Consider the following 15,890-nt stretch of genomic DNA (forward strand, 5'->3'; position numbering starts at 1 on the left):
GGCTACCTCGCGCTCAGCTGGATTCCGATGGCGTAGGCGCTGGTGTTCGCGCCTTGCGCGGACGATCCGTACTGCGCGCCCGGATTGTTGCGGGTGTGGGTCGCCAGCACGAACGCATGGAGGATATCGGTCACGCTGTACATCGCGCCCAGGCTGGTGTGATTGCCGCCGAGTCCACGCGTGCTGCAGGCGACACCGCCACTCAGGCTGCAGCTGCCCGCCGAAGCACGCGCATGATTGGCCGCGAGCCGCAGCCTGGCGGTCAGCTTGTACTCGGCGCTCACCTGCGCGGCCACGTTGCCGTACGACCTGAACTTGCCCGGCGGCCCACCGCCGGCGACGCTGTCCGATTCGCTGTAGCGCATGCGTGCGATGTCGGAGCCTACGCGCCAGGGACCCTTGATCCACGCGCCGGAAAGCCGCCATGCGTGGTCGCGCGAAGTCGCGGTTGCTGCCGGGTTCTTGATGGACGTTGCCGCAGGCGCAGGTGCATCAGGCCCGAAACTCATGGGAAGCCAGTCGCGATGCTGCTCGGTGACGAGCGCCGCATACCAGGGGCCGTCCCGCCACTGCACACCCACTGCGGTCAGCGTGGACTTGAGCCGCGTCGCTGTCTCGACCGGCCGCACCGCGTGCGAGACGCCCAGGTTGAAGCCGGACCACTTCGGGCTGACCCAGGTGAGCATGCGGTTCGTTCGGTTGTTGAACGACGCCTCGCCTGCCGCACGCCAGCCCACGCCCGACACGATGCGCGATGTGGACACGATGTTGCTGGAACTCACCCGCAGCATTCGCACCGGGTCGCCCCAGTCCTTGTAGACCGTGTCCATCTGGCCCAGCATGAAACGTCCGATGTTGCCGTGTTGGACAAACACGAACGCGTCACGGGTGCGGAAATTTTCCTGGAAGCTGCCCTGGAAATCGACGAGGCCCTGCACGTCATAGCCGAAGCTCAAGGTGCCTTGCGCAAAGGTGCCGCGAAAACCGATGTAAGAGTTGGACCACTCATGGTCCTCTGTGTCGGCTTTCGGGTTGGCATTGGACGTGAGCACGACCCGGTCATTGCGCAGCGTCCCCATGTTGCCGACGTTCGTTCCAGCCGTCGATGGCGTGCCGAAGGTCTGCACCTTCCACTCGGGGTAGAGGTTGTAATAGAACTCGAAAGGCGATGGGCCTGGTTCCTGGGCAAATGCCGGGATGGCCGGAAGGGCACAGGCGCCGATGACGAAGAGCAAGGCGGCGGGTAGCTTGCAGGCGGGGATCATCGATGTCCTTGGTGGTGCGCGGGGGGGGACTCGAACCCCCACACCATTGCTGGCGTCAGGACCTAAACCTGGTGCGTCTACCAATTTCGCCACCCGCGCTTGCCCTGAAAGGCAAAGCGGGCAGCCAGTCGCCTGGCGGCCCGCGTGAATTTCGGTCCAGCGCGATTTTACGCGGGAACCATGGCGCTTTCGGCCGCAGATGCAGTCTTGGGCGTCTCGTCTCGCCTCACCCGGAACCATGCGGCGTACATCGCAGGCAACGCGAGCAAGGTCAGCACCGTCGCCACGATCAGCCCGCCCATGATCGCGACCGCCATCGGCCCCCAGAACACCGAGCGCGACAGCGGAATCATCGCCAGCACCGCAGCCGCCGCCGTCAGCACGATGGGACGCAAGCGGCGCACCGCCGACTCCACGATCGCATCCCAGGCCGGCACACCGCGCGCCCGGTCCTGCTCGATCTGGTCGATCAGGATCACCGAGTTGCGCTGGATCATGCCCATGAGTGCGATCACCCCGAGCAAGGCCACGAAACCAAAGGGCCGCCCCAGGAGCAGCAGCGCGCCAGCGACGCCCGCGATTCCCAGAGGACCGGTGATGAACACCAGCATCGCGCGGCTGAAGCTATGCAGTTGCAGCATCAACAAGGTGAAGGTGATGAACAGCATGATGGGCACGCCCGCTGCAATGGAGCCGGTCCCCTTGGAGCTCTCCTCCACTGCGCCTGCGACCTGGATCGCATAGCCCAGCGGCCACTTCGCCTCCAGCGCTTTCAGCCTGGGCATCAGTTCAGCGGTCACTGTCGCTCCCTGCAGGCCCTCGACGATATCGCCCTGCACGGTGATGGCGTAGTCGCGGTTCTCGCGCCACATCACGCCCGGCTCCCAGGTGAATACCGGCTTGGCAATCTGCGTGAGCGGAATCGACTTGCCCGTCGCCGTGGGCAGGTAGGCATTGCCGATATCGGTGATGGCATTGCGTTCGTCGAGCGGTTGCCGCAGCAAGATTTCGATGAGCTTGTCGCCCTCGCGGTACTGCCCGATCGCGGTGCCGGAAAGAATCGTGCGGGACGCCTGCGCAATCGACTGGCTCGTCACGCCGAGTGCTCGCGCCTTGGACTGATCGACCTCAAGCCTGAGCACCTTGACCGACTCGTTCCAGTTGTCGTTGACGCCTCGCGTGTTGGGGCTGGCACGCATGATCGCCTTCACTTCATCGGCGCGTTCGCGCAATGCAACAGGGTCAGGCCCGACCACGCGAAACTGCACCGGGTACGGCACGGGCGGGCCGTTGGGCAGCAGCTTGACGCGGCCCCGCACTTCAGGAAATTCTGTGGCCAGCAGCGCAGGCAGTTTCACCCGCAGCGTTTCGCGAATCTTCAGGTCCCTGGGCATCACGATGAACTGCGAAACGTTGCTCTGCGGAAAGACCTGGTCGAGCGGCAGGTAGAAGCGGGGAACTCCCGATCCGATCCAGGTGCTCACGCCAGTGACGCCGGCTTCACTGCGCAGGCGCTGCTCGACGCGCTTGGTCACCTCTTCATTTGCCGCAAACGATGTGCCTTCAGGAAACCAGATGTCGACCATGATTTCAGGCCGGCTCGAATCGGGGAAGAACTGCTGCTGCACCTTGCCCATACCCACGATGCCCAGCGCAAAGATCAGGATGGTTGCGCCAATCGTGATCCAGCGATGCTCGACGCACCAGTTCACCGCGCGGCGAAAGGTGCGATAGAACGGCGTGTCGAAGTGTTCGTGGTGATCTTCGCCACTGACTGCGTTGGCCGCAGCCTTGGGCGGCGCCTTCAGGATCAGCGTGCCCAGGTACGGCACAAAGTAAACCGACACCAGCCAGCTGAGCACCAGCGCCGCCACCGTCACCGCGAAAATCGCGAAGGTGTATTCGCCCACCGTCGATTTCGCCATGCCGATCGGAAGGAACCCCGCAGCAGTAATCAGCGTCCCGGTGAGCATGGGCATCGCGGTGATCTCGTAGGCAAACGTGGCGGCACGAACCTTGTCGTAGCCCTCTTCCATCTTGCGCACCATCATTTCCACCGCAATGATGGCGTCGTCGACCAGCAGGCCCAGCGCGATGATGAGCGAACCCAGCGAAATCTTGTGCAGGCCTATGCCCCAGAAATCCATCGCCAGGAAAGTGACCGCCAGCACCAGCGGAATCGTGATGCCCACGACCAGGCCCGGCCTCATGTCGATGTAATAGCGCTTCCACAGTGGCAGCGCCGCAGAGTCGGGCCGCTTGTGAAACCCGAGCGCGATGAAGCTCACCGCCAGCACGATCACCACGGCTTCAATCAGCGTGCTGACAAACTCATTGACCGAGTTCGACACAGCCCGCGGCTGGTCCTGCAACTGCACGAGCTTGATGCCGGCGGGCAAGCCGTCTTCAACGCGACGCGAGACGGTCTTGAGCGCACCGCCCAGCCGGATGATGTCGCCGCCTTTGGCCATCGACACGCCCAGCGCAATCACTTCCTTGCCCTGGTGGCGCACTTTCACCACCGGCGGGTCGACATAGCCACGCTTGATCTCGGCGATGTCGCCCAGCTTGATCTGGTTGCCGGAAGTTCCTCGGATCGGCATACTGCGCAACTGCTCGACGGCCTGGAACTGGCCGCCCACTCGCACCTGCACCACGTCAAGCGGCGTCTGGACTGCGCCAGCGGACTCCACCGCATTCTGCTGGCCGAGCTGGGCCAGCACCTGGTTGAAGTCCAGGCCGAGCTGGGCCAATCGCTTCTGCGAAATCTCGACAAAGAGCTTTTCTTCCTGCGCGCCGAACAACTCCACCTTGGCGACATCAGGTACACGCAGCAGCTGCTGGCGTACGTCGTCTGCAAAGCTCTTGAGCTCGGCGTAAGAAAACCCATCGGATTCCAGCGCGTAGATCACGCCATAGACATCGCCGAAGTCGTCGTTGAAAAACGGCCCCTGCACACCGCCCGGCAGTTGCCCGCGCATGTCGCCGATCTTCTTGCGCACCGTGTACCAGACGTTGGCGACCTCAGAGCCCTTGGACGAATCCTTGATCTGGAAAATGATCTGCGACTCGCCCGGTTTGGAGTAGCTGCGGATCTTGTCGGCGTAGGGTGCTTCCTGCAGCGCGCGCTCCAGCTTGTCTGTCACCTGCTCGGCCACTTGCTGCGCGGTTGCGCCCGGCCAGTAGGTGCGAACCACCATCGCACGGAAGGTGAACGGCGGGTCCTCGTCCTGCCCCAGCTGGAAGTACGACGCGACCCCCAGGATCATCAGCACGATCATCAGGTAGCGCGTGAGGGCCGGATGTTCCAGCGCCCACCTGGAAAGATTGAAACGCTCGCTGGGCTGCACCCGCGCGGCGTCTGCCGGCTGCTGCTGCGCTTGTGCTTTCTGCTCTGTCATGGTCACCCCTGCGCCCTGCTTTTATTTGCTGGACGCAGTGAGCGCCACGGCCGCGCTGCTTGCCAGCTTGTCCTGGTAGATCGCAACCTTCTGGCCCGGCGAAAGCACGTGCACACCGGCAGAGACCACCAGCATTCCGGGTTGCAAACCGCTTGCGATCACGGCTTCGTTGCCGTCGGCCGTTGCAATCTGAACCGGCTGTGACTTCACGGTCATCGTGGCCTTGTCCAGCACCCAGACTGCGGTCCCCTGCCCGTCCTTGCGCAACGCGCTGGTGGGCAACTTGATCACCGGGGTTCCCACGGCGCTGAGCGCTTGCGGCGACACGTAGGCTGTGGCGCCCAGCGGCGCTGCAACTCCCGCCTCCAGCGCAACCTTGACCGAATAGGTACGCGTCACCGGGTCTGCGCTGGCGGCGACTTCGCGCACCTTGCCGCTCAGGTTCGTCTTTTCGCTGGCCCATACCCGCACCGTGACATCGGACCCCGGCTTGATCGCCGCGACCTTGTCTTCCGGCACCGAAAACACGACATCGCGAGGGCCGTCCTGCGCGATGCGAAACACCGGCGTGCCCGCCGTCACCACCTGCCCCGGCTCTGCCTCGACTGCGGTGATCACGCCCGAAACATCGGCTACCAGATTGGCATAGCCCGCCTGGTTGCCCTGCGAAGCGAGCTGCGCACTGGCCTGGTCGAGTTGCGCCTGCGCGGCCTTGAGTGTGGTCTCGCGGCGCTCCAGCTCTGCGCCGCTGATGAAGTTCTGGTCTTTCAGGGCGGCGTAGCGCTTGAAATCTCCGGCCGCCAGATCGCGATTGGTCGATGCCGCAGCGACCTGCGCGCGGGCGGCATCGGCTGCAAGCTGGTAGTCGCGCGGATCGAGCTGTGCCAGCAACTGACCGGCCTTCACGTGTTGGCCGAGCTCAGCCTGGCGCTTGACGATCTTGCCGGCCACACGAAACCCCAGGCGGGACTCGACCCGGGCACGCACATCGCCAGAAAACTCATGGACGGACTGGATGCTGCCCACGCCAACGGTCATGACCTTGACCGACCGGATGGGCTCGGGCGCAGGCGCGGGTTTGGAGCAGGCAGTGAGAACGGCAACAGAGGCTGCGAGAGCCAGGCTCAAAACAACACGAGCGCGGCCATGAGAGGTCAGCTGGGGCATGGCAGTCCTAGGGGTATCAATACAGGGTGGCAATGCGGAGAAATCGGGCTGGATCAGTTCGTTACTGACTGACCGGTTAGTAATCTATGAGAATCGCTGAGCCTTGTCAAGCGACAATGACGGGTTCAACCAATGCCTCGCGCGCCCTTGCTCCAACCCGAACTGCTGTCGCTCTTGCGCGGGGTATCCCGGTCTTTCTATCTCTCGATCCGCGTGCTGCCCGGGCAGCTGCGCCTTCCGATCGCCGTGGGCTACCTGCTCGCGCGCGCCACCGACACCATCGCGGATACATCGCGCCTGCCGGCAGACGAAAGAGCGGCCCGCCTCGATGCGCTCATTGCGTTAATAGAAGCCCCACCCGACCCCGAAGCTGCCAGCCTGCTCGCCGCCGCCGTGCTGCCCTATCAGGACGACATCCATGAGCGCGCGCTTCTCATGGCGCTGCCCGAGTGCCTTCACTGGCTGGACGAACTCCAACCCCCGGACAAGGCTGATGTGCGCCAGGTTCTCAGGCACATCACGCGCGGACAAAAGCAGGATGTCCTTCGATTCGCATCGCCGGGCCAGGCGCCCATCGCGCTGCCATCGGCGTCCGACCTGCATGAATACACCTGGCTGGTCGCAGGCTGCGTGGGCGAGTTCTGGACGCGCCTGTGCGTGCGACACCTGCCCAACTTCGCCAATCTCCACGAGCGCGAGATGCGATCGCTGGGCCAATCGTTCGGGCAGGCACTGCAACTGGTCAACATCCTGCGCGACCTGTCAGCCGACCTCGCCAACGGCCGCTGCTACCTGCCTGCCGATGAACTGTCCGAGGTGGGCATCACACCGGCCACGATTGCCGAACGGCCGGAGGCCCTCGCCCCGATCTGGTCACGCTGGATGGAACAGGCGCAGCAGGGCCTGGACGACGGCATGGGCTACGCAGACGCGGTCAACAGCGCGCGCGTGCGAGCCGCCAGTGCGCTGCCGGCGCTGCTGGGCGCGCGCACGCTGGCGCTGCTGCGCGAAGCGGGCGTACGCGGCTCCATGGAACGCAAAGTGAAGATGGAGCGACGCGAAGTGCGCGCGGTGATGCTGCGCCTCGCACTGACCCTGGGTGGGCGCGATGCCCTGTGGAAGCAGTTCATGCGCCTGCGCGGCGCGGGTGACACAGACGGATGGGACAATCCGCGGCCATGACACCGCAAGAGTACGTCCAGCAAAAGGCCGCCGCCTCAGGCAGCAGCTTCTATTACGCCTTCCTGTTCCTGCCGGCGCCGCGCCGCGCGGCCATCACCGCCTTCTATGCGTTTTGCCGCGAAGTCGATGATGTCGTTGATGAAGTGACCGACCCCGGCGTGGCGCAGACCAAGCTCGCATGGTGGCGCTCCGAGGTTGCCAAATCGTTCGACGGCTCCCCGAGCCACCCGGTGATGAAGGCCCTGATGCCCAGCACTGGCACCTTCAACATCCGCCAGGAGCAGTTGCAGGCCGTGATCGAAGGCTGCCAGATGGACCTGGAGCAGACGCGCTACCTGGACTTCATCGCGCTGGAGCGCTACTGCCATCTGGTCGCCGGCGTCGTGGGCGAAGTGGCCGCGAGCATCTTCGGCCAGACCGACCCGCGCACGACCGACTATGCGCACCGCCTGGGTCTTGCATTCCAGCTGACCAACATCATTCGCGATGTGGGCGAAGACGCGATGCGCGGGCGCATCTACCTGCCTGTGAACGAGTTGCAGCAGTTCGACGTGAAGGCCCACGAAATCCTCAACCGCATCTACTCCGATCGCTTCGTGGCCCTGATGCAGTTCCAGGCGGCGCGGGCGCATCGCCTGTACGACGAGGCTCTGGCCATGCTGCCGGAACCCGACCGGCGTGCACAAAAACCGGGGCTGATGATGGCCAGCATCTACCGCACGCTGCTGCGCGAGATCGAAAGCGATGGATTCAAGGTGCTCAACCAGCGCGTCAGCCTCACGCCCCTGCGCAAGTTGTGGCTGGCGTGGAAGGTGCAGGCGCTGGGCCGGATGTAGGGCCCGTGCGGTAGTTCGGGTTGGCGATTTCCGAATCGACCTCCCAGTCGAAGTCGTTCTTCTTCATGATGAATGCGCGCACGATGAATTGCGGTGCGACTGCGCCCAGCACGACGACTTCAGTCTCCCAGCGGTAAGGCGCGGCTACTTCCGAATTGAGGCAGTACACGCGACCTTTCGATTTCACGATGGCGGCCATGTCGATCTGGTAGACCACACGCATCGCGGGCTCGCGCGAGTCCTTGGGGTGATAGTACGGATCGGTGAATTCAAGCGTCGCACTGAACACCTTGGCCGTCGGCACAAACGGGGTCGAGTGGCAGAACATCCGCCCCTGCCTGGCAGCGTTCTCAAATCCACCGTCTTCGCCATACGCGTGATCGATCAGCACTTCCAGCAGGCGTTGCTCGGGACCATCAGCAAGACCCATGCAGGCCGGGTCATCATCCATCGGGCGCAGGCCCTTGCTGAATACTTCACCGGGGGACAGGGTGCAGCCGTGATAGCCCGCCTGCGCGATCGCGACCTTTCGATGGGTCCAGATGATGGCAACCGGATCACGCTCAGGCGCGCCTTTGATGGGGATTGCGTGGTTGGCACGGCGTTGTGCAGGAACGATGGTGAAACGCCGGGCAGTCGCAACACCGGCCACAGCCGAGAGCCGGCCAAAACCTCTGATTTGCATGAGCGATGACCTTCCTGTGAAAGGTCGCCATCCTATGGAGCGGACCCTGAAATGCGGCCCATACGCAGGTCTTGGACTGTCATGCCGGACATGATCCGGCATCCACCGCGAAGCGGCGACGGCGCCTGATCGTGCTTACTCGAACAACTCGCAAAGCTCGGTGAGATTGGTCAGCGTCACATGAGGTTCAAGCTCATGCGGCCACAAGTGATCCGAGCGATTGACCCACGCGGCCTGCATGCCCGCATTGAGCGCGCCCAGTGCGTCGAGCGTTGCGTCGTCACCGATATGCAGCACCTCCTCAGGCGCGACCTCCAGGGCCCCAGCAGCCGCATGAAAAATTCGCGGATCGGGTTTGCCCACGCCGAACTCGCGCGCACTGATCGCCGCGCGAAAAAACGGCTGCAAGCCGACACGCCCCAGATCGGCATTGCCGTTGGACAGGCTCACCAGCGGAAAGCGCTGCGCCAGGAATCGGATGGCCGGCATGGCATCGTCAAAGAACGTGACCCGCTGGCGTTCCGCAAAAAACACATCGAACGCCTGTTCGGCCAGCAGCGGGTTCTCGCCGGCCCGATAGAGCGCCAGGCGGATCGACTCACGCCGCACGGCGGACAAATCGTATTTGAGGTCGGGCCGGCTCATGGCCATGTGGTTGCGGATTTCGCGCAGAGCCGACGGATTGGAAAAAAGCGCCGCAGCCATCGGCGCGTGCCGCCCCATCCAGTCGTGCAGCACTTTCTCGGCGCTCTCGATCGTCGGCCAGATGGGCCACAACGTATCGTCGAGGTCCAGCGAGATGGCCTTGATTCTTGCAATGTCGAGCATGTCAGTGAGAATACCGCATGCCCCCATCGACGAGCCCCCAGACCGAGCCCCGTTACAAACACGGACAACCGGCCCGAACCGCGATCCTCTATGTCAACCTCGGCACCCCCGACGAACCCACGGCCCCCGCAGTCAGGCGATACCTCGCCGAGTTCCTGCGCGATCCGCGCGTGGTTGAAATCCCCCGGCTGGTGTGGCTGCCGATTCTGTATGGACTGATACTGCCGCTGCGATCGGGCAAGTCGGCGCACAAGTACGCGTCGATCTGGACCAAGGACGGCTCGCCGCTTCGTGTGTGGACTGAAAAACAGGCCACGCTGCTGCGCGGCTGGCTGGGTGAACGCGGCCACCAGGTCATGGTGCGCTACGCAATGCGCTATGGCTCACCGTCTGTCGCATCGCAACTCGATGCGCTCAAGGCCGACGGTGTAACGCGCATCCTGATCCTGCCGGCCTACCCGCAATACGCGGGCTCCACCACGGCGAGCGTGATCGACGCGGTGACCGCCTGGACCGCGCGCACGCGCAATGTTCCCGAGCTGAGGTTCGTCAACCACTATCACGACGATCGCGGCTATCTGCAGGCGCTGGCCAAACGCATCGAGCGCCACTGGCAGGAGCACGGGCGGCCACGTCATCTGCTCATGAGCTTTCACGGCGTGCCCGAGCGCACGCTGCAGCTGGGCGACCCCTACCACTGCGAGTGCCACAAGACCGGCCGCATGCTGGCCGAGTGGCTGAGCCTTGCACCCGATCAATACAGCGTCTCGTTTCAATCACGATTCGGCAAGGCGAAGTGGCTGGAGCCCTACACCGAACCGACACTTCGAAAGCTCGGCGCGGCAGGCGAAGGCCGGGTCGATGTGGTGTGCCCCGGCTTCACGTCGGACTGCCTGGAGACGCTGGAAGAAATTGCCATGGAAGGCCGCGAGGCGTTCATCGCGGCCGGTGGCAAGGAATTCAACTACATCCCTTGCCTGAACGATGAACCCGCATGGATTGCTGCGCTGGGAGCGATCGCAGAAAAACACCTGGGCGGATGGCCCACGCGCGAGATGCCCGATGCGCAGGCGCTTGAGCGGTCACGTGCGGCGGCGATAAAAATGGGCGCGCCTCAGTAAAAGGCAATCCTGAAGGCTGTCATGCCGCACTCCGATCCGGCATCCACCGCGAAGCGGCGACTGTGCTTGATCATCGATGGATTGCGGATCGAGTCCGCCATGACAAACTCCTAAATACCACCTCTAGTCCGGCATGACAGGGCTGACTCCCCCTGCTGCGCATGCTGGTCGATGAACGCTGTCACCAGGTCCAGTTGCTCGGGCACGTTGAGCGCGGGTGCGTGGCCGCAACCCGGCACCTCCACGACCTGCGCAAGACCGAGCAACCCCGGTCCGCGCTGCATCATCTCCTGGGTCGTTTCGCGAAGGACCAGATCCGAGTTCTCGCCGCGCAGGCAAAGCACCGGAATGCGAATCGCGTCGTAGTGGTCCCAGATCAGGTAGTCGTCGGTGTGGTCGGTGAACTGGCGCACCATCTGCGGGTCGTAGTGCGGCGTGAGGCGCCCATCGGGCAGGCGCCGCGCCGAGGTCTCTGTCAGCCGGCGCCATTGGGCGTCGCTCAGCCAGCCGAAGGGCTTGTAGACCTCGCGAAAGAAGGCCTCCAGCTGCGCCATTGTGTCGAAAGCCGGCGGGTTGCCTGCATACGCACGAATCCGGGCCAGCGCAGCATCTGCCAGGCGCGGCGCGTTGTCGTTGAGGGTGAGGGACTTGATCCGTGATTTGAGCTGCGGCTGCAAAAGCCCTGCCGCACAGACCGTACCGATGGCCCCGCCCATCGACGTGCCGACCCAATGCGCTTGCTGGATGTCCAGGCGATCGAACAGTTCAGCGGCCAGCCGCGCGTAGAACGCCAGCGTGTACTCGTTGACCGGGTCCGCACTCCACTGGCTCAGGCCCCGTCCCACCGTGTCGGGGCAGATCACCCGGTACCGCGCAGACAGGTGCCCGGCCAGCTCGTCCATGTCGCGCCCGGTCCGCGCCAGGCCATGCCAGGCCACGACGGTCTGCGAGTGCTGCGAGCCCCATTCGGTGAAATGGATCTCGCGGCCCGCGCAGGTCGCGTAACAGGAGCTGTAGTTCATCGCCTTACCCTTCACTTTCCTGGCCCGACACTCATGGGCCGCCGGGCTTTCGCCCGGCGTTGCGATCAGTTAGGAACCGCGAGCGACGTGCCCGCAAAGCCGATCTGGTTGCCGGCCGTCGGAGCCGCCACAAGCGCCGGCACGTTGGCCGAAGTGATGGCAGGCGCTGCGCCCGGAACGCCGCCGCGTGGTGTCGTGCGAACCACCTGGCTAGCTGGCAAGGCTGCGCCGCTCTTGAGGTGCGCGTACATCGCGTCCATCGCCTGGTTGAAGTACGGGTGCAGCGGCACGAAGCGCGTATCGAAGCCCGACAGCGGGATGAAGGTGTCGAAGTGCTGTGCGTTGGTCACTTCGATGTAGCGCACGTTCGAGGCATTGCCTTCTATCGTCTTGTTGAGCGCCACGTAGGCCCGCGAGTTGTTGTTGAGCGGCACGAGCGCATCGCTGCGACCGCTCACGATCAGGGTCGGCTTGCCGCGCAGGTTGCCGGTCAGCAGCACTTCGGCGATGCCCGCGCGAACGGCAGCGCTCTGGGCTGCGCTCGGCATGAGCGACGGCGTGGTGGTTGCGGTTGCACCAAGAGCGACACCTGTCACCGGATTGGTTCCGGTCACCAGTGCGCGCTGGCACAGCGCGTTGTCCAGGCCGAAATCAGCCGTGCCGGTCGAAGGCGAAACTGCGAACTGCCATGCGCGTGCGCCTGCGGCCGAGTCGTTGTAGACAACCGATGCGGGCGTGCCGTTGGCCGTTCCGTTGGCAATCGCAAAGCTGAATGCCTTGGTCGCCGGGTTGACTGCCACCGGAATGCCGGCTGCATCGACCTGCGCGAAGCTGGTGTTGCAGACGTTGTCCAGCACCGAGAAGCGCCCGTAGCTGACCGGGTACATCGCCGACAGGATAGGGCCGTTGCCCAGCGCGTAATGCGCGTTGTGCATCTGGTCGCTCTCCGGGCTCCAGCCGAACGCACGCAGCTTGTTCAGTGCGTCGAGCGAGCGCTCTGCCGTCGTGGCGCCTGCAACGAGGCCCTTGGCAGCCAGGCTGTCGCAACGCGCCGTGGCACGTGCCGTCATTCCACCGAGGCCGATGAAGTTGAAGAACGTGACTTCGGTCAGTGCGGCAGGAGCAGCCAGCGCAGCGCACGGCTGGTAGATGTTGCCGTAGGTCACGTAGTCGGCCAGCGTCTTGCCGTAACCGGCGACCGCAACGCCGCCCTGCGTGATGCCGTAGCCGGCGGCGGTTGGCATTTCAGCGACGGGCTCGGAGGCCACGATGCCGTCGATGAGACCGCTGCCGTCCTGCTCGCCTGCACGCAGCGACGCCGCGCCGCCATTGGAGGCAGAGCCTGCAATCACCAGCGTGTTGGCCGCGTTGAAGCGCAGCGGATTTTCTGCGGTGCCGTAACGGTCGTTGAGCACGAACATCGCATAGCGCGCAGCCATCAGCGTGTCGGTGCCCCAATCCTTTTCAGGGTTGAGCTGCGAATGCACCTGCTTGAGTGCGAGGCGATTGGGGAACAGCGCGTTGTACGCAGTGCGTGCAGCATCGGTCACGTTGGCAGCGAAGTGACTCAGCGCGCCGGCAGCCGCGCGCGTGGCACGGGGGCCGTCCACCTTGTTCACGGTGTCGTCCATCAGGTCGTACAGGCCCACGCCCTTGCCCGCATCGGTCAGGGCGACAGCGCAACCCTTTTTCAGGCCCCACTCGCCAGCGGTGCCGATGGCACCATACACGCCGCGCGAACCCGACGATGCGCCCAGCACGACGCACGGATTGGCAACGTCGAAACTGTCAGGCACCTGCACCGCCATCACGACGCGTTTGCGGCCGGAGCCGTCATCGGCCGAGGCGAGGTACTCGCGGCCGGGAATCAGTCCTTCACTGGACGTGACGGAACCGCTTGCAGTGATGTTGGGGCCGTACAGCGTTCCGTAGCCGCCGTTGGCGCTCGGATCGAGAATGGCACGGTAGTTGGAGTGCAGCGCGTTGCGGCGCAGCTCGGCCGCGGTCGGGTTGAGCGGGTCCGCATAGGTCGGGGCCGCTGTGGTGCCCAGGCCGGTCTTGCCGATGCCGCCTGTGAGCAAATCCTGCTGCGCGGCTGTGGCGCCGTTGCTCACCGATGTGGCGCCGTAGACCGTCATCGAATGCTGCGTCACGCCGTCCGGCAGGCTGTTCAGGGGTGCGGGGGTGCTTGATCCACCGCCACCGCCGCAGCCCGCCAGCGCAATCGCGCCCAGGCCTGTCACCGTAGCCAGCCGTGCAGCACGCTGCAGGCGAGAGTTCGTCTTCTTCATTTGAGTCTCCTTCATTTGGAAAGGCACCACACACACATCAGCACAACATCAATCACGCAGGGCTGCGCGCGGCGCGCAAACGCCCCACCACACCTGTCGGGAAGTAATAGACCGAGAGAACAAAAAGCAGGCCCAGCCAGAGCAGCCAGCGGTCGGGCGAGAGCAAGGCCGACAGCCAGGGCAAGCCACTGGTCGCATCGCTGGCAAGCTTGAGCAGGTCCTGCAGATAGCTTTGCGCAACGACAAAGATGCCCGCGCCAATGGCGGCGCCATAGATGGTTCCCATGCCGCCGATGACGACGATGAGCAGCACGTCCAGCATGATCTCGAATGAGAGCGATGTGTCCGGCCCGTTGTAGCGCAGCCAGATCGCGAGCATGGCACCGGCAAGCGTTGCGAACAGCGCCGACAGGATGCTGGAGGTGGTGCGATAGACCACCACGCGATAACCGATGGCTTCGGCGCGAAATTCGTTTTCGCGGATCGCCTGCAGCACGCGCCCGAACGGCGAATTGACGATGCGCAGCATGGCCAGCAGCAGCACCAGCGCGGTGATGAACAGCAGGTAGTAGCAGATCAACCGACCGTCGATCGACACCCCGAGAAACTCGCCGAGCTGATAGCTGGGCGACAGCACTTCGGGCATCTTGAAGGTGAGGCCGTCTTCACCGCCGGTGATGTCCGACAGCTGCGATGCGAGCGTCTGGAACGCAGCCGCAACGGCCAGCGTGATCATCGAAAAGAAGATCGCGCGAACCCGCAGCGAGAACAGGCCTATGCCCAGGGCGAGCACGAACGACAGCGCCAGCGCAACGCCGATGCCCACGAAGATCGCCGACCAGCCCGCACCCATCTTGCTCGACGCAATCGCCACGCCGTAGGCACCGATGCCAAAGAACATGGTGTGCGCAAAACTCACGATGCCGGTGTAGCCCAGCAGCAGGTCGAAGCTGGCGACCAGCACAACGAACACGAGGATCTTGGCGGCCACGTTCAGCGCCTTGACGCCGGGTATCAGGAATGGCGTCAGTGCGAGCGCCAAAAGCAGCAGCACGAGAATCGCCGCGAGCACACGGCTGCGCGGGAAGTCGGCGGAAAGAAGTCGGTTCAGCATCATTTGGAGAGTGCGTAAACACCCTGCGGACGCCACAGCAAGATGGCCATCATCAGCGCGATGTTTGAAAAGAGCGCCGCCTTGGGCACCAGGAAACCGGTGTAGTTCGCCATGAGGCCCACCAGCAACGCGCCGATCAGCGCACCGGTTGTGGACCCCAGCCCGCCGATGATCAGCACGATGAAGATCAGCACGTTGACCTGTGCGCCCATCTGCGGAATCACGTTCTGTTGGTAGAGGCCCCACATGACGCCACCCAGGCCAGCCAGCGCACTGCCCACGACGAACACGCCAATGAACAGCAGCTTGATACGGTAGCCGAGTGACTCGACCATCTCGCGGTCCTGCACGCCCGCGCGGATCAGCAGGCCGATCTTGGTGCGTGTCAGCACCCACAGCAATACGCCGAACACCAGCAGGCCGACGACCACCGCGATCACGCGGTATTTCTCGATGCCCGCGTCCCCGATGAAGAGACTCCCGCGCATGCCTTCGGGCAGCGGCAAGGGAATCTGCAGCGGACCCCAGATCACCTTGATCAGCTCTTCGCCGATGATCATCCCGCCCATCGTGATCAGGATTTGCTTCAGGTGATTGCCGTACACCGGCCGCACGATGAAGCGCTCGAACGCGAGCCCCACGGCGGCAGCCACCAGCATCGCGATCACCATTGCAGGCAGCACCGCCATCATGTTCACCAGCAGGCTGGCCGACGAGGTGTAGTCGCCCATCGCGCCCAGCACGCTGGTCGCCACGAATGCACCGAGCGCGATGAACACGCCATGCCCGAAGTTCAGCACGTCCATCAGGCCGAACACGAGCGTCAGGCCCGAGGCGATGATGAAGATGATCATGCCCATCGCAAGGCCCGCCACCGTCAACGTCACCCAGGTCGAGCCCGAGCCGATGAAGGGAAACACGGCAATCGCCAGGATGGGCACGAGCGCCATCGGCTTCCAGTCGAAATCTTTTTTCATG

The 15,890-nt window shown here is 64.1% G+C and carries 12 protein-coding genes and 1 tRNA gene; 3 read left to right on the plus strand and 10 right to left on the minus strand.

The window, feature by feature from the left end:
- Positions 1–2: 2 nt before the first annotated feature.
- From AQ12_RS11150 to AQ12_RS11165, 4 genes are all read right to left on the minus strand, one after another.
- Positions 3–1,265: a porin gene (locus AQ12_RS11150; RefSeq protein ID WP_048439960.1), complete on the minus strand. Its 1,263-nt coding sequence runs from the start codon at positions 1,263–1,265 to the stop codon at positions 3–5.
- A 12-nt stretch (positions 1,266–1,277) separates the two neighbouring features.
- Positions 1,278–1,364 (minus strand) — tRNA-Leu (locus tag AQ12_RS11155).
- 68 nt (positions 1,365–1,432) lie between these two features.
- Complete coding sequence (locus tag AQ12_RS11160; RefSeq protein ID WP_048439961.1) at positions 1,433–4,666, minus strand: efflux RND transporter permease subunit; 3,234 nt, start codon at positions 4,664–4,666, stop codon at positions 1,433–1,435.
- Positions 4,667–4,687: 21 nt separating this feature from the next.
- Positions 4,688–5,833 carry an efflux RND transporter periplasmic adaptor subunit gene (locus AQ12_RS11165; protein ID WP_082151543.1) on the minus strand — a complete coding sequence of 382 codons (1,146 nt, stop codon included), beginning with the start codon at positions 5,831–5,833 and terminating at the stop codon, positions 4,688–4,690.
- A 132-nt stretch (positions 5,834–5,965) separates the two neighbouring features.
- On the opposite strand from AQ12_RS11165, the gene AQ12_RS11170 reads away from it, so the two are divergent.
- Together AQ12_RS11170 and hpnD are read left to right on the plus strand one after the other, a co-directional pair.
- Positions 5,966–7,015 (plus strand): squalene/phytoene synthase family protein, encoded by a 1,050-nt coding sequence (locus AQ12_RS11170; protein ID WP_048439962.1) that lies wholly within the window; start codon positions 5,966–5,968, stop codon positions 7,013–7,015.
- Positions 7,012–7,851, plus strand: coding sequence for a presqualene diphosphate synthase HpnD (hpnD, locus tag AQ12_RS11175; protein WP_048439963.1), 840 nt, complete (start codon positions 7,012–7,014; stop codon positions 7,849–7,851). Before AQ12_RS11170 ends, hpnD begins: the two co-directional genes overlap by 4 nt.
- Here hpnD and AQ12_RS11180 read toward each other — a convergent pair.
- Positions 7,793–8,536, minus strand: a complete 744-nt coding sequence (locus AQ12_RS11180; RefSeq protein ID WP_048439964.1) for a hypothetical protein — start codon at positions 8,534–8,536, stop codon at positions 7,793–7,795. The genes hpnD and AQ12_RS11180 overlap by 59 nt on opposite strands.
- A 135-nt stretch (positions 8,537–8,671) precedes the next feature.
- Complete coding sequence (locus AQ12_RS11185; RefSeq protein WP_048439965.1) at positions 8,672–9,364, minus strand: HAD family hydrolase; 693 nt, start codon at positions 9,362–9,364, stop codon at positions 8,672–8,674.
- A gap of 17 nt (positions 9,365–9,381) precedes the next feature.
- On the opposite strand from AQ12_RS11185, the gene hemH reads away from it, so the two are divergent.
- On the plus strand, positions 9,382–10,485 hold the full coding sequence (gene hemH, locus AQ12_RS11190) for a ferrochelatase (RefSeq protein ID WP_048439966.1): 1,104 nt from the start codon (positions 9,382–9,384) through the stop codon (positions 10,483–10,485).
- A 110-nt stretch (positions 10,486–10,595) separates the two neighbouring features.
- On the opposite strand, the gene AQ12_RS11195 is transcribed toward hemH, so the two are convergent.
- The 4 genes from AQ12_RS11195 to AQ12_RS11210 all read right to left on the minus strand — a co-directional run bounded on the left by AQ12_RS11195 (position 10,596) and on the right by AQ12_RS11210 (position 15,889).
- Positions 10,596–11,507, minus strand: a complete 912-nt coding sequence (locus tag AQ12_RS11195) for an alpha/beta fold hydrolase (RefSeq protein WP_048439967.1) — start codon at positions 11,505–11,507, stop codon at positions 10,596–10,598.
- Between the two features lie 65 nt (positions 11,508–11,572).
- Positions 11,573–13,798 carry a 3-hydroxybutyrate oligomer hydrolase family protein gene (locus AQ12_RS11200; protein WP_048439968.1) on the minus strand — a complete coding sequence of 742 codons (2,226 nt, stop codon included), beginning with the start codon at positions 13,796–13,798 and terminating at the stop codon, positions 11,573–11,575.
- Positions 13,799–13,850: 52 nt separating this feature from the next.
- Positions 13,851–14,915: a branched-chain amino acid ABC transporter permease gene (locus AQ12_RS11205; RefSeq protein WP_082151544.1), complete on the minus strand. Its 1,065-nt coding sequence runs from the start codon at positions 14,913–14,915 to the stop codon at positions 13,851–13,853.
- Complete coding sequence (locus tag AQ12_RS11210; protein WP_152682761.1) at positions 14,912–15,889, minus strand: branched-chain amino acid ABC transporter permease; 978 nt, start codon at positions 15,887–15,889, stop codon at positions 14,912–14,914. The genes AQ12_RS11205 and AQ12_RS11210 overlap by 4 nt, the downstream gene beginning before the upstream one ends.
- Between the last annotated feature and the right edge of the window lies 1 nt (position 15,890).

The organism is Caenimonas sp. SL110, from assembly GCF_001044395.1.
In the GTDB taxonomy this organism is placed as follows: domain Bacteria; phylum Pseudomonadota; class Gammaproteobacteria; order Burkholderiales; family Burkholderiaceae_C; genus Ramlibacter.

Bases quoted from the DNA above. Each gene is read 5' to 3' on its own strand.
- AQ12_RS11195 (WP_048439967.1), bottom strand. From the start codon at position 11,507: ATGAACTACAGCTCCTGTTACGCGACCTGCGCGGGCCGCGAGATCCAT.
- AQ12_RS11185 (WP_048439965.1), bottom strand. From the start codon at position 9,364: ATGCTCGACATTGCAAGAATCAAGGCCATCTCGCTGGACCTCGACGAT.
- AQ12_RS11205 (WP_082151544.1), bottom strand. From the start codon at position 14,915: ATGATGCTGAACCGACTTCTTTCCGCCGACTTCCCGCGCAGCCGTGTG.
- AQ12_RS11180 (WP_048439964.1), bottom strand. From the start codon at position 8,536: ATGCAAATCAGAGGTTTTGGCCGGCTCTCGGCTGTGGCCGGTGTTGCG.
- AQ12_RS11165 (WP_082151543.1), bottom strand. From the start codon at position 5,833: ATGCCCCAGCTGACCTCTCATGGCCGCGCTCGTGTTGTTTTGAGCCTG.
- hpnD (WP_048439963.1), top strand. From the start codon at position 7,012: ATGACACCGCAAGAGTACGTCCAGCAAAAGGCCGCCGCCTCAGGCAGC.
- hemH (WP_048439966.1), top strand. From the start codon at position 9,382: ATGCCCCCATCGACGAGCCCCCAGACCGAGCCCCGTTACAAACACGGA.
- AQ12_RS11210 (WP_152682761.1), bottom strand. From the start codon at position 15,889: ATGAAAAAAGATTTCGACTGGAAGCCGATGGCGCTCGTGCCCATCCTG.
- AQ12_RS11200 (WP_048439968.1), bottom strand. From the start codon at position 13,798: ATGAAGAAGACGAACTCTCGCCTGCAGCGTGCTGCACGGCTGGCTACG.
- AQ12_RS11150 (WP_048439960.1), bottom strand. From the start codon at position 1,265: ATGATCCCCGCCTGCAAGCTACCCGCCGCCTTGCTCTTCGTCATCGGC.
- AQ12_RS11170 (WP_048439962.1), top strand. From the start codon at position 5,966: ATGCCTCGCGCGCCCTTGCTCCAACCCGAACTGCTGTCGCTCTTGCGC.
- AQ12_RS11160 (WP_048439961.1), bottom strand. From the start codon at position 4,666: ATGACAGAGCAGAAAGCACAAGCGCAGCAGCAGCCGGCAGACGCCGCG.